Annotated in this window: 10 protein-coding genes; 2 read left to right on the top strand and 8 right to left on the bottom strand. The window is 68.7% G+C overall.

Going from position 1 to position 11,745, the window contains the following annotated elements; genetic code table 11:
* Positions 1-109: 109 nt before the first annotated feature.
* The 5 genes from ACFWPX_RS13165 to ACFWPX_RS13145 all read right to left on the bottom strand — a co-directional run bounded on the left by ACFWPX_RS13165 (position 110) and on the right by ACFWPX_RS13145 (position 4,206).
* Positions 110-1,105 (bottom strand): sulfate/molybdate ABC transporter ATP-binding protein, encoded by a 996-nt coding sequence (locus ACFWPX_RS13165; protein ID WP_378918793.1) that lies wholly within the window; start codon positions 1,103-1,105, stop codon positions 110-112.
* Positions 1,102-1,908, bottom strand: coding sequence for a sulfate ABC transporter permease subunit CysW (gene cysW, locus ACFWPX_RS13160; protein WP_378927607.1), 807 nt, complete (start codon positions 1,906-1,908; stop codon positions 1,102-1,104). The genes ACFWPX_RS13165 and cysW overlap by 4 nt, the downstream gene beginning before the upstream one ends.
* Positions 1,905-2,807 carry a sulfate ABC transporter permease subunit CysT gene (gene cysT / locus ACFWPX_RS13155; protein WP_378918789.1) on the bottom strand — a complete coding sequence of 301 codons (903 nt, stop codon included), beginning with the start codon at positions 2,805-2,807 and terminating at the stop codon, positions 1,905-1,907. The genes cysW and cysT overlap by 4 nt, the downstream gene beginning before the upstream one ends.
* 35 nt (positions 2,808-2,842) lie before the next feature.
* Positions 2,843-3,892, bottom strand: a complete 1,050-nt coding sequence (locus ACFWPX_RS13150) for a sulfate ABC transporter substrate-binding protein (RefSeq protein ID WP_378927818.1) — start codon at positions 3,890-3,892, stop codon at positions 2,843-2,845.
* A gap of 224 nt (positions 3,893-4,116) precedes the next feature.
* Positions 4,117-4,206, bottom strand: a complete 90-nt coding sequence (locus ACFWPX_RS13145; RefSeq protein ID WP_019045829.1) for an Ms4533A family Cys-rich leader peptide — start codon at positions 4,204-4,206, stop codon at positions 4,117-4,119.
* A 74-nt stretch (positions 4,207-4,280) separates the two neighbouring features.
* Between ACFWPX_RS13145 and ACFWPX_RS13140 the strand changes: the two genes are divergently transcribed.
* A complete protein-coding gene (locus ACFWPX_RS13140; RefSeq protein ID WP_378927606.1) occupies positions 4,281-5,330 on the top strand; it encodes a M48 family metallopeptidase in 1,050 nt (349 codons plus the stop codon).
* 111 nt (positions 5,331-5,441) lie between these two features.
* Here the strand turns inward: ACFWPX_RS13140 and ACFWPX_RS13135 are convergent, their stop codons facing one another.
* Positions 5,442-5,678: a hypothetical protein gene (locus tag ACFWPX_RS13135; RefSeq protein ID WP_378927605.1), complete on the bottom strand. Its 237-nt coding sequence runs from the start codon at positions 5,676-5,678 to the stop codon at positions 5,442-5,444.
* Positions 5,679-5,819: 141 nt separating this feature from the next.
* Here ACFWPX_RS13135 and ACFWPX_RS13130 point away from each other — a divergent pair, with 141 nt between their 5' ends.
* Positions 5,820-7,787: a glycoside hydrolase family 15 protein gene (locus ACFWPX_RS13130; protein WP_378927604.1), complete on the top strand. Its 1,968-nt coding sequence runs from the start codon at positions 5,820-5,822 to the stop codon at positions 7,785-7,787.
* A gap of 45 nt (positions 7,788-7,832) precedes the next feature.
* Here ACFWPX_RS13130 and ACFWPX_RS13125 read toward each other — a convergent pair whose 3' ends face one another.
* Both ACFWPX_RS13125 and ACFWPX_RS13120 read right to left on the bottom strand, forming a co-directional pair.
* On the bottom strand, positions 7,833-9,635 hold the full coding sequence (locus ACFWPX_RS13125) for a GTPase (RefSeq protein WP_378927603.1): 1,803 nt from the start codon (positions 9,633-9,635) through the stop codon (positions 7,833-7,835).
* A gap of 47 nt (positions 9,636-9,682) precedes the next feature.
* Positions 9,683-11,713, bottom strand: coding sequence for a hypothetical protein (locus ACFWPX_RS13120; protein WP_378927602.1), 2,031 nt, complete (start codon positions 11,711-11,713; stop codon positions 9,683-9,685).
* Between the last annotated feature and the right edge of the window lie 32 nt (positions 11,714-11,745).

Raw genomic sequence — 11,745 nt, 5'->3', positions numbered from 1 at the left:
GCCCCCCCCCGCGCGTCCTGGTGGTTTCCCCCCCCCCGCCCCCCCCCCCGCCCCCCGCGGCGGGCCCCCGGGTGGGGGGGCGCGCCGCCCCCGTCCCCACCAGGGTGGATCAGGCGTGCGGAAGGTCAGGGATCCGGGTCGCCCTGGCGTAGACCGTCTCGCCCTCGGTCAGGCGTAGCGCCGCGGCGTCACCGCGGGTCACCTGGGCGGCGAACTGGTCGCCGGTGGCGGCATTGCGCAGTTCCAGGCGCACCTCGAAACCGAGACGCACGATCCGCTCGACCGTGGCCCTGGTGACGCCCGCCGATTCGGCGGTGCCCTCGTGCTCGGCCATCGCCATGCTCGGATCGCGGCCGACCCGGATGTCGTGCGGACGGACCAGATGGCCGTTGAGCCGGGCGACCGCGCCGAGGAACGACATCACGAACTCGTTGGCGGGCCGGTCGTAGACCTCCTCGGGCGAACCGACCTGCTCGATGCGGCCCTTGTTCATCACCGCGATCCGGTCGGCCACATCCAGGGCTTCCTCCTGGTCGTGGGTGACCAGCACGGTGGTCACGTGGACCTCGTCGTGCAACCTGCGCAGCCACTGCCGCAGGTCGGTGCGCACCTTGGCGTCGAGCGCGCCGAACGGCTCGTCGAGCAGCAGCACCTGCGGGTCGACGGCCAGCGCACGAGCCAGTGCCATGCGCTGGCGCTGACCGCCCGACAGCTGCGCCGGGTAACGGTGCTGGAAACCGTCGAGGCCGACGATGCCGAGCAGCTCGTCGACGCGTTTCTCGATCTCCTTCTTCGGCCGCTTGCGGATGGTCAGCCCGAACGCGACATTGTCGCGCACGGTCATGTGCTTGAACGCGGCGTAGTGCTGGAACACGAAGCCGATATCGCGCTTCTGCGGCGCCACATGGGTGACGTCGTTGCCCGCGATCACCACCACGCCCGAGTCGAGGGACTCGAGGCCGGCGATCGACCGCAGCAGCGTCGACTTGCCCGAGCCCGAGGGGCCGAGCAGGGCGGTGAGCTGGCCTGCGGGGATATCGATACTGACATCGTCGAGGGCGGCGAAGGAACCGTAGTTCTTGCGCCCGTTGGTCACGGTGATCATTCGGTGCCCCGCTTGCGTTCGAGGAGAGTCATCAGGAGAAGGACGATCAGGGCCATACCCATCAGCAGGGTGGCCGCGCTGTAGGCGCCGAAGGTGTTGTGGTCGTTGATATAACGGCCGTGCACCAGCAGGGTCAGCGTCTGGGATCTGCCGGGCAGCGCGGTGGAGACCATGATCACCGCGCCGAATTCGCCCAGCGCGCGGGCCACGGTGAGCACGACGCCGTAGGTCAGGCCCCAGCGGATGGCGGGCAGGGTGATGCGCCAGAACGTCTGCCAGCGCGAGGCGCCGAGGGTGGCCGCGGCCTGCTCCTGATCGTCACCGATCTCGTGCAGCACCGGCTCCACCTCGCGCACCACGAACGGCAGCGTGACGAAGATGGTCGCGATCACCATGCCTGGCAGGCTGAAGATCACCTTGAAACCGAGTGACTCCAGCCCGCCGAACCAGCCGCCCGCGCCCCACAGCAGGATCAGCGAAACGCCGACGACAACCGGCGACACCGCGAACGGCAGGTCGACGATGCCCTGCATCAGGCTGCGCCCAGGGAACTTGCTTCGCACCAGCGCCAGCGCCGTGACCACACCGAAGACCACGTTCAACGGCACGACGATCAGCACGATGATCATCGACAGCTGGAACGCCGAGATGGCCGCGGGCGTGGTGATCGAGTCGATGAACGCGCCGATCCCCCGCTCGAACGTGCGCAGCAGGATGATCACCAGCGGCAGCACCAGCAGGATCAGCAGGTAGCCGAGCGCCACCGTGCGCAACGAGATCCTGGTGAACGCGGACAGTTTCATCGGGCCGCCTCTTCCTTGCGCGCCGTGCGTTCGGCGAGGATCCGCAGCACGAGCAGGCTGACGAACGAGATCACCAGCAGCGCCACCGACACCGCGGCCGCGTTGACCGGCCGGTCGACCTCGATCTGCTGCTGGATGTACTGCGAGGTCATCTGCGTCTCGCGCGGGATATTGCCACCGATCAGCACCACCGAGCCGTATTCGCCGATCGCCCTGGCGAAGGCGAGGCCGCCGCCGGAGATGATCGCGGGCGCCAGGGTGGGCAGCACGATGCGGCGGAAGGTGATCCAGTTGCTCGCGCCGAGGGACAGCGAAGCCTGCTCCACTTCCTTGTCGACCTCGATCAGCACCGGCTGCACCGAACGCACCACGAACGGCAGCGTGACGAAGGCCAGCGCCACCACCAGACCGGGCTGGGTGGCGTTGAGGTGGATGTCGACCGGGCTGTTCGGGCCGTAGAGCGAGAGCAGCACGATCGAGGCGACGATCGTGGGCAGCGCGAACGGGAGGTCGATCAGCGCGTTGACGATGCCCTTGCCGGGGAACTCGTCACGCACCAGCACCCAGGCGATGAGGGTGCCCATCACGACATTGATCACGGCCACGATCACCGAGACGCCGATCGTCACCTTCAGCGAGTCGAGCGCCGAGGGCGCGGTGACCGCGTCCCAGAAGCCCGACCAGCCTTCTTCGAAGGAGCTGACGGTGAGCGCTGCCAGCGGCAGCAGCACGATGATGCTGAGCCACATCACGGCGACGCCGATGCCGAAGGGACCGACCGAGCCGGTGACACGCAGCCACGACCAGCGTCGGCCCGCGGGCTTGCGTTTTTCAGGTTTGCCGGGGACGCCGGGATCGGGGGTTTCCCCGGTCCCGGCGGGCCCACTGCTGTCAGTCACAGTTGTCCAGTATCGCGTGTGAGCCGGGTCACGGCCTACTTGGTGGCCTTGTCGTAGATGACGGCGACCTTGCCGGTGCCCTGCGCGAACAGATCCTTGTCGACGGCCTTCCAGCCACCGAGGTCGTCGATGGTCCACAGCTTGGCCGGGGTCGGGAAGTCCTTGGCGAACTCGGCGGCGACCTTCGGGTCGACCGGACGGAAGCCTGCCTGCGCCCACGCCTTCTGGCCCTCGGCGGTGAAGAGGAAGTCGCGGAAGGCGGTGGCCTTGGCCAGGTTCTTGGAGTTCTTCAGCACCGCGACCGGGTTCTCGATCTTGAAGGTGGTCGGCGGGTTGATGTGCTCGATCGGGTCGCCGTTGCGCTCGGAGAAGATGGCCTCGTTCTCGTAGCTCAGCAGCACGTCACCGGTGCCCTGCAGGAAGGTTTCGGTGGCTTCGCGGCCCGACTTCGGCTGCACCTTCACGTGTTCGGGCGAGATGAGCTGCGACAGGTAGTCCAGGCCGGCCTGCTGGTTCTTGCCGCCGTCGCTCTTGGCGGCGTAGGGCGCGAGCAGGTTCCACTTGGCCGAGCCCGAGCTGAACGGGTTCGGGGTGACGACCTCGACACCGGGCTTCAGCAGGTCGTCCCAGTCCTTGATGCCCTTGGGGTTGCCCTTGCGGACCACCAGGGTGACGACCGAGCCGAAGGGGATGCCCTTGGTGGCGTCAGCGTTCCAGGTCTCCTCGACCAGGCCCGCGTCGACGAGGCGGGTGATGTCGGGCTCGACGGAGAAGTTCACGACGTCGGCCTCGGCGCCGTCCTTGACCTTGCGCGACTGGTCGCCCGAGGCACCGTAGGAGGCCTGGACCTGCACGCCCTTGCCCGCTTCGGTCTTGTTGAACTCGGGCACGACCTTGTCGAAGCCCGGCTTCGGGACGGCGTAGGCGTAGAGGTTGATGGTGCCTCCGCTACCGTCGGCGGCCGCTGCTCCGTCGGTCGAGTCGCTGGCGCCACCACCGCAGGCGGTCAGAGCGACCGCGGCGACGGCAGTGAGAGCGATGGCGGCGGCGCGGCGGCGCGAACCGATCCAGGTGGTGCGAGACAGCTTGGAAGACACTGGGGGTGAACCTTTCGGGAAAGGACCTGCGGCACAACGATTTTCGTGGCTGCAGGGAACGCTCATGTCGATCGGTAGACCTGCCGTGTGCGGATACACGACAGTTGGCGCGACTCGGGCCCGGTGGCCCCCGGAGTGACGGACTACGACTGCGAAAGGAAAGCGCGCGCCAGTCTACTGGGCAGAAACGCGCAGACGAGTCCGGTAGCCGATCATCGACAGAGAATGTCTGCGACCGCGAGGTTGCCGACAGCGATCAACGCCAACTCATGGCGGATCTGCGGGGCGACACTCGACGACACAGGCAGACTGTAGCAGATTGCGACATGATGATCGCAATCGACGAGAGTTCTCTAACCAGGGGGGATTTCATCCTATGACCATGGCTCCAGACCGGGTGCGCACGCGTTTTCCGGAGATCAGCACGCGCGCTTGGGAACACCCGGCCGACCGCACCGCGCTCGTGGCACTGCGCTCGCTGAGCGGTTTCGACACGGTGCTGCGGGCGCTGTCGGGGTTGCTGCGCGAGCGCCAGCACCGGTTGATGTACCTGGCGACCGCCGTGCGGGTCGACGATCGGCAGTTCCGCACGCTGCACCAGTTGCGCGCGGACTGCGTCGGCGTGCTCGACGCGCAGTCGACACCGGAGATGTTCGTGCTGCAGGACCCGTCGGTGAACGCGTTCACCATCGGGATGGACAAGCCGTTCATCGTGCTCACCACCGGTCTGCTCGAACTGATGGACACCGAGGAGCTGCGGTTCGTGGTCGGCCACGAACTCGGGCACGCGCTGTCGGGGCACGCGGTGTATCGCACGATGCTCATGCACCTGATGCGCCTGTCGGCCTCGGTCGGCTGGATGCCGGTCGGCGGCTGGGCGCTGCGCGCGATCGTGGCGGCGCTGATGGAGTGGAGCCGTAAGTCGGAGCTGTCCGGCGACCGGGCGGGGCTGCTGTGCTGCCAGGACGTGGAGGCCTCGGTGCGCGTGCACATGAAGACCGCGGGTGGCGCATGGCTGCACGAGATGAACCACGGCGCGTTCCTCGACCAGGCCGACGACTACATGCGCTCGGGTGACCTGCGCGACGGCGTCCTCAAGCTGCTCAACCTGGAATTGCAGTCGCACCCGTTCTCGGTGCTGCGCGCGGCCGAGCTGCGTCGCTGGATCCAGTCCGGCGACTACGACCGGGTGCTCGGCGGCACCTACCCGCGCCGCGAGCACGACCGCAACGCGAGCATCAGCGAGGAGGTCAAGGAGGCGGCCCGGCACTATCGCGAGTCGTTCGATCAATCCGAGGACATGCTGGTTCGCACGGTGCGCGACCTCGGACGTGATGTGGGCTCGGCGGTGAACACGGTGGGCCAGGAAGTCGGCCGCACGGTGTCGGACCTGGGTAAACGGTTCGACGACTGGCGCAAGAACTAGCCGCGGCGTCGGCGCGGGCTCTCGCTCGCGCCGATCACCGCGTGAAGAACCAGGCGATGACGACGAGGACGAGCAGGGCGACGAGAGCGAGCTGAACGCGAGAACGTGGCATCAGCGGGCACCGCTGCTCACGGTCGGGCGTTCGGCGAGGGTGACCGGCATCGGCGGTTCGATGCGATCGTCGCGGCGCAGAACGCGGAAGGCCATGCGCAAGCCGCGGTCGAGGAGGAAGGCGATGGCGAAGCTGATCGGGACCATGCCGACCAGCACCACGAGAAACTGCGGAATGAACGGCAGCCCGGCTACCCAGAGTTCGAAGCCGTCCCACCAACCTGCGATGCGTTGCACGCCGACCAGCCTAGTCGGTCACCGTGAACGCCCTCGCCGTCCGCATCGGCGCAGGGGAATTCCCGGGCCGCGACCAGCGGATCAACCGAGATCGCTACCCGCAGCGGTGGACGCGCGCCCGCACCGCCGTGATGATGGGGTATGGAGTCTCCCAGCGTAGACAGCCTGCCGATTCTGAGCCCGGTCTCCTCCAGCGGCCGTCGCGGTGCGTTTCCACCCATCGACGACTACGCCTTCCTGTCCGACTGTGAATCCAGCTGCCTGATCGCCAGCAGCGGCTCGGTGGAGTGGATGTGCGTGCCACGCCCCGACTCCCCCAGCGTTTTCGGCGCGGTCCTCGACCGCAGCGCCGGACATTTCCGCATCGGCCCCTACGGCAAGAACGTGCCTGCGGCGCGGCGGTATCTGCCGGGCGGGATGATCCTGGAAACCACCTGGCAGACCGAAACCGGCTGGCTGATCGTGCGCGACGCGCTGGTACTCGGCCCGTGGCACAACAACATCGCCCGGTCCAAGACCCACCGGCGCACCCCGATGGACTGGGATGCCGAACACGTGCTGCTGCGCACGGTCAAGTGTGTGAGCGGCACCGTCGAGCTGGAAATGAGCTGTCAGCCCTCGTTCGACTACCACCAGGGCGGGGCGAAATGGGAGTACACCGGCAAGGTCTACGAGCAGGCGACCGCGCGGGCGACGAGCGACCCGGAGGCCGGGCCGTGGCTGGTTCTCACCACCGACCTGCGACTCGGTTTGGAGGGCAGGGAGGCACGGGCCCGCACCAGGATGTCCGAGGGTGACCAGGTATTCGTCGCGCTGACCTGGTCGGAACTGCCCGCGCCCGCCACCTTCGACGAGGCGGCACAGAAGATGTGGGCGACCGCCGAATGCTGGCGGCGCTGGATCACCCAGGGCGACTTCCCCGATCATCCGTGGCGCAGCTACTTGCAGCGCAGCGCGCTCACCCTGAAGGGACTCACCTACGCGCCGACCGGTGCGCTGCTCGCCGCCTCGACCACCTCCCTTCCGGAAACCCCTGGTGGACACCGCAACTGGGACTACCGCTACACCTGGGTGCGCGACGCGAGTTTCGCGCTGTGGGGCCTGTACACCCTCGGACTCGACCGCGAGGCCAACGACTTCTTCGCCTTCCTCGATGACGTCACCACCGCCGACAACGGGGACGCGGTCCCCCTGCAGGTGCTCTACGGGATCGGCGGGGAACGGCACATCACCGAATACGAGCTGCCCAATCTTTCCGGCTACGACGGCGCGCGCCCGGTCCGCATCGGCAACGCCGCCTACGACCAGGACCAGCACGACATCTGGGGCACCATGCTCGACGCGGTGTACCTGCACGTGAAATCGCGCGGGCAGGTGCCGGAATCGCTGTGGCCCCTGCTCGAACGCACCGTGGACGCGGCGGTCGCGAACTGGCGCAAACCCGATCGCGGGATCTGGGAGGTGCGCGGTGAACCGCAGGACTTCACCTCGTCGAAGGTGATGTGCTGGGTGGCGCTGGACCGCGGTGCCCGGCTGGCGCAGATGCACGGCCAGCACGAGCGTGCGGCCGAGTGGTTCGAGATCGCCGAGGAGATCCGGGCCGACGTCCTCGAATTCGGCGTCAGCAAGGAGGGCATCTTCACCCAGACCTACGGCGGCGACACTCTCGATGCCTCACTGCTGCTGGTGGTGCTGACCCGTTTCCTGCCGCCCGACGATCCGCGTATCCGCGCGACCGTGCTCGCCATCGCCGACCATCTCACCGTCAACGGGCTCGTGCTGCGCTACCGCACCGAAACCACCGACGACGGCCTGGAGGGCGAGGAGGGCACGTTCACGATCTGCTCGTTCTGGCTGGTCTCGGCGCTGGTGGAGATCGGCGAACTCGAACGGGCCACCAATCTGTGCGAGCGGCTGCTCGGACTGGCCAGCCCGCTGCGCCTCTACGCCGAGGAGATCGACTCGCGCACCGGGCGTCACCTGGGCAACTTCCCGCAGGCGTTCACCCACCTGGCTCTGATCAACGCCGTGACCCACGTGATCCGGGCCGAGGACCAGCGCAACGCCGGTCAGTTCCAGCCCGCGCACGCACCCTCGCACCGACCGTGAAGGCCCGAACCCTCGTCCGAGGTGGTCGGCCCACCGCGCGGCTGTTCAGTAGGTGAGACGTTCGGCGCGGGCTCGTAGCCCGGCCACTGTGCGCAGGCCGGCGTCGATCTCGGTGATGCGCAGTTCGCGGTGGTCGCCGTAGCGCAGGCCGGTTTCCTCGGCGGCGCGCAGTGCCTCGTCGGCGGTGCGGCCCACTTCGGCGGCGATCTCGGTGTAGTGGTCGCGCAGCACTCGTTGCAGTGCGCGCAGGCGGTTGCGTGATTCCTTGCCCACCTGGAAGATCACGTCATCGGCCAGCCGGGCGACGGCCACCTTGGCCTCGGCCTGCCTGCGCTGCTTGCGGTTCTTGCGGTCGTCCCAGAGCGCGTTCACGCCGAGCAGCACACCCGCGCCCGCGGAGTACCAGTTGACCAGCGACATGCCGAGCAGGCTGGTGGCGAGACCGACCATCAGGATGCCACCGTAGGAACCGCGCAGCGCGGTGAGCAGCTGTTGTCCCACACCGGCTTTGGCGCTTTCGAGGGGTTCCAGCGGCTGTACCGGTTCCAGGACCTCGCCGGGGTTGGTCAGTCGCAGTTCGGGCAGTGGCGGGGTTCGGTTGTCGGGCGGGAACTTCGAGGCCACCTGCTCGGTGAGCTCGACGGCACGGTAGTGCGCCATCACGAAGTTCTCTTCGACAGCCTCACAGATCCTGGCGTCGAGTTCGGAGGCGAAATCGGCCCACTTGCGGGCGGGATCGGTGCGGGTGATCTCGGCCTCGGCCTCCCGGACCAGGCTGCGTAACCGGTGCCGCAGATCGTGTTCGATATCGGCGCTGAGCTCGGAACTACCGTCGACGAGGGTGACCTGCCAGGTGGCGGTGCGCTGGCGCAGCTGATCGGCGGTGGTGCGCGCGGCCGCCAGGCGCTGGGTGATCTCGGCGCGCCTGCGCGGGTCGCGCAGCGTGTCCGACTCGGCCCGCAGGGTGACGGTGAGCTGGTCGGTGATCAGCGCGATATCGCGCACCGCGGCGGCCACCGCCACCGAATCGGCCTGGGCGACAACATATTCGTGCAGGTGATCGATGAGCTGGGGCACCCCCGACTCGGCGTCGCGCTGCTGGTCGCCGCGCTCGGTGGCCTCCCTGTGCAGCAGACCCGAGACAGGAGCCACCGCGAAGTTCAGCCCGGCACCGTCGAGCAGCGTGCGATTGCGCCGCTGGGTCAGTGACCAGTGCGGGTTGCGGTCGATCTTGGTGAGCACGCACACCACCGACGGGCACACCTGCTCGACCCGGCGCAGGTAGTCCAGCTGGGCCTCGGTGAGTTCGGCGGCGGAATCCGTGGCGTAGAGGACCACGTCGGCGGCGGCGATCATCGACCAGGCGGCCGCCTCGTGGGCGGTCGAGCCGGGCGCGTCCATCACGACGAGACCGTCGGCCAGCAGCGCGCTCGGCTCGGCGAACTCGGCGCGCAGCACGCCGAGGGTGGTCAGGGCGGGAAGGGGGTTCAGCGGATCGACGGGCACCCGTTCGACCTGGCCACCCGGCACCGATTTCACCAGCGTCGCCTTCGGCGCCTGGCCGTATTCGACGATCACCGGAACGCTCGGCTTGCCCTCGGTGGCGCTGACCGGGGACCCGACCATGCTGTTCACCAGCGTGCTCATCCCCGCCTGCGGTTCACCGACGACGACGATCCGGACCCGTGGATCGCTGAGCCTGGCCCGCACCATCCCGAGACGGGCGTCGAGGTCGTTGCGGCCGCCCGAGCGGACCAGTTCCCGCAGTTCGTCGACCAGCGCGACAACGGGAGCCATCACATCCGGATGCTTCACCGTCGCGGTCTGCAGTCCGGCTGCGGCAGACAACTGTTCCTCACTCTCGTCGCATCGAACACGGCCGAAATCGTCGTGTTTCAGACCACGAAGTCATACCCATGGTGCTCGATGGGAAACGCGGTAGCGAGCAAATCTCCGCCACCCACACCCGAATCGAACAGTCCGGCCGAAACGCCATGGTAACCGCCGTGGTGCTGGTCGAACTCGGCGGCGATCGGCTTGGTCTCGATGACCGGGGGTTTCACCGGCACGACGGTCGGCTGCACGGTGACCACCGGCGGCGGGGTGACCACGGTCGGCGGATCGATGTCGACGGTCGGCTGCTTGGTCGGCTGGTCGATGGTCGGTTGCTTCGTCGGAGCGGTCGGCTGCTGGGTGGGCACCGGCGCGGTCGTGTGGGGAGCGGTCTGACTCGGCACGTCGACGGTCGGGGTGCTCCCGCCGGTGGAGGGTGTCGTCACGCCGCCGGTGGTGGTGCCCGGCTTGGTGGTGAAGTCGTCGTCGGGGACGGTCGGCTTGACCGGACCGGTCGGCGACACCGTGATCGGCACCTTGGTGTCATCGGGCGCGGTCGGGACCGTGGCCGTGGGGACGGGCAGCTTCACCGTCGTCGGGGTGTCGACGTCGACGGTCGGGACCTTGGACGGAACGGTCACCGGCACCGTCGTCGGGGTGTTGCTGCCACCGGAAACATCGGGCAACACAGCGGGTTTCGTCGGTGTGGGCGGGGTGAACAGGGCGGGCACCGAGGCCGCGGGCGCGGTCAGCGGCGAAACGCCCTGGTGGCCGAGCACATTCGCGATCGGGGTGGTCGCGACGTCGGGCTGGATGGTGGTCTGCAACGGCGTGCTGACCACGGGGTTGACAGCGACCGGCGCGGGTGCGGCGGGGGCGATCGGCGCGGGCACGGGGGCGATCGGCGCCGGGGCGGGTGCGGGAGCCGGAGCGAACGGCGTCGCGGCGACCGGCGCGGGCGCGGGAGCCGCGACGGCAGGCGGCGCCGGCGCGGCGATGGCAGGAGCCGGGCCCGGCGCACCCGGCAGACCCACGCCCGAGGACGACGATCCGGGCAGGCCGGGAGCACCCGACGAGGAGTTGCCGAGGCCGGTGCCACCGGACGAGGAGGTACCCAGGCCCGACCCGGTCGGCGAGGTGGCTGCCGGGTCACCGGGAACCTTCAGTCCGTCACCGAGCCACTGGCCGTAGTCGTCGAGCTGATCGCCGACCTGGCCGACCTGCACGTCGACCTTCATCTGCGAGGTGGCCCATATCCCGTCGAGCCCGACGTGGACGTCGACCTGCCAGTCGGTGGTCACCATCGCGCCGACGCCGTCGAACATGCCGCCGATACCGTCGAATGCGCCGTGGGAGCCGGCCGGATCGCCACTGGGCATGCCGACGTTGTCATAGCCGGGGATGCCGAAACCCTGTCCGGGCAAGCCGTCGTAGCCCGGGATGCCGATGCCACCGCCCGGCAGACCGTCGAAACCGGGCAGGCCGTTGCCGGTGCCCGGTAGTTCGAAGCCGGGGAGGTTGCCCTGGCCGGGCAGACCTTCGAAACCGGGGAGGTCGAAGCCGGGGTCCGGGGTGGTGCCGGGTAGCGGGAAGGGGCTGTTGCCGTAGCCGGGGCCTGCCGGTGTGTGCCCGTAGTCCGGAATGCCGATACCGCTGGACGGCTCGTCGCTGCCGGGGATCCGGAATTCGCGATCACCATCGGAGCCCGGAATCTCTGGGCGCCAGCCGGATTCGTCCGGCACGGCGACCATCGAGGCCTCGGCCTTCGGCGGCGCGAAGATCGGCGCGTGCGGCACCACGGGGGCAGGCGGGGGCTCGACAGCCAAGTCGGGGAAGGTCACGATGGGGCTCGGCGCGTCCGGGCTCGGATCGGTGGGCACGGTCTGCTGCGACCAGCCCGCGTACCGGCTGTCGGCATTGCTGGTGCCCGGCTCGCGCGCGGTCCCGTTGGCCGCGACCAACGCGCCACCGGTGACATAGGCGCCTGCCCTGGCCACCCGGGCTACGCCGTTGGCGATCCGGTAGGCCGTGTCCGACCCCTCCGACCCGTCTGCGCGCGCGGCACCGTCATCGAAAGGCAGATCACGCGTCATCAAAGCTCCAACATCGCATCGCTGTGGTTCCC

Source organism: Nocardia sp. NPDC058518, assembly GCF_042719655.1.
Classification (GTDB): Bacteria; Actinomycetota; Actinomycetes; order Mycobacteriales; family Mycobacteriaceae; genus Nocardia.
Note: the sequence above shows the minus strand (reverse complement) of the source record. Positions and strands in the feature narration are given on the sequence as shown.

Excerpts from the sequence above, each read along its gene's own strand:
- ACFWPX_RS13165 (WP_378918793.1), bottom strand. The coding sequence starts at position 1,105 with ATGATCACCGTGACCAACGGGCGCAAGAACTACGGTTCCTTCGCCGCC.
- cysW (WP_378927607.1), bottom strand. The coding sequence starts at position 1,908 with ATGAAACTGTCCGCGTTCACCAGGATCTCGTTGCGCACGGTGGCGCTC.
- ACFWPX_RS13140 (WP_378927606.1), top strand. The coding sequence starts at position 4,281 with ATGACCATGGCTCCAGACCGGGTGCGCACGCGTTTTCCGGAGATCAGC.
- ACFWPX_RS13130 (WP_378927604.1), top strand. The coding sequence starts at position 5,820 with ATGGAGTCTCCCAGCGTAGACAGCCTGCCGATTCTGAGCCCGGTCTCC.
- ACFWPX_RS13120 (WP_378927602.1), bottom strand. The coding sequence starts at position 11,713 with ATGACGCGTGATCTGCCTTTCGATGACGGTGCCGCGCGCGCAGACGGG.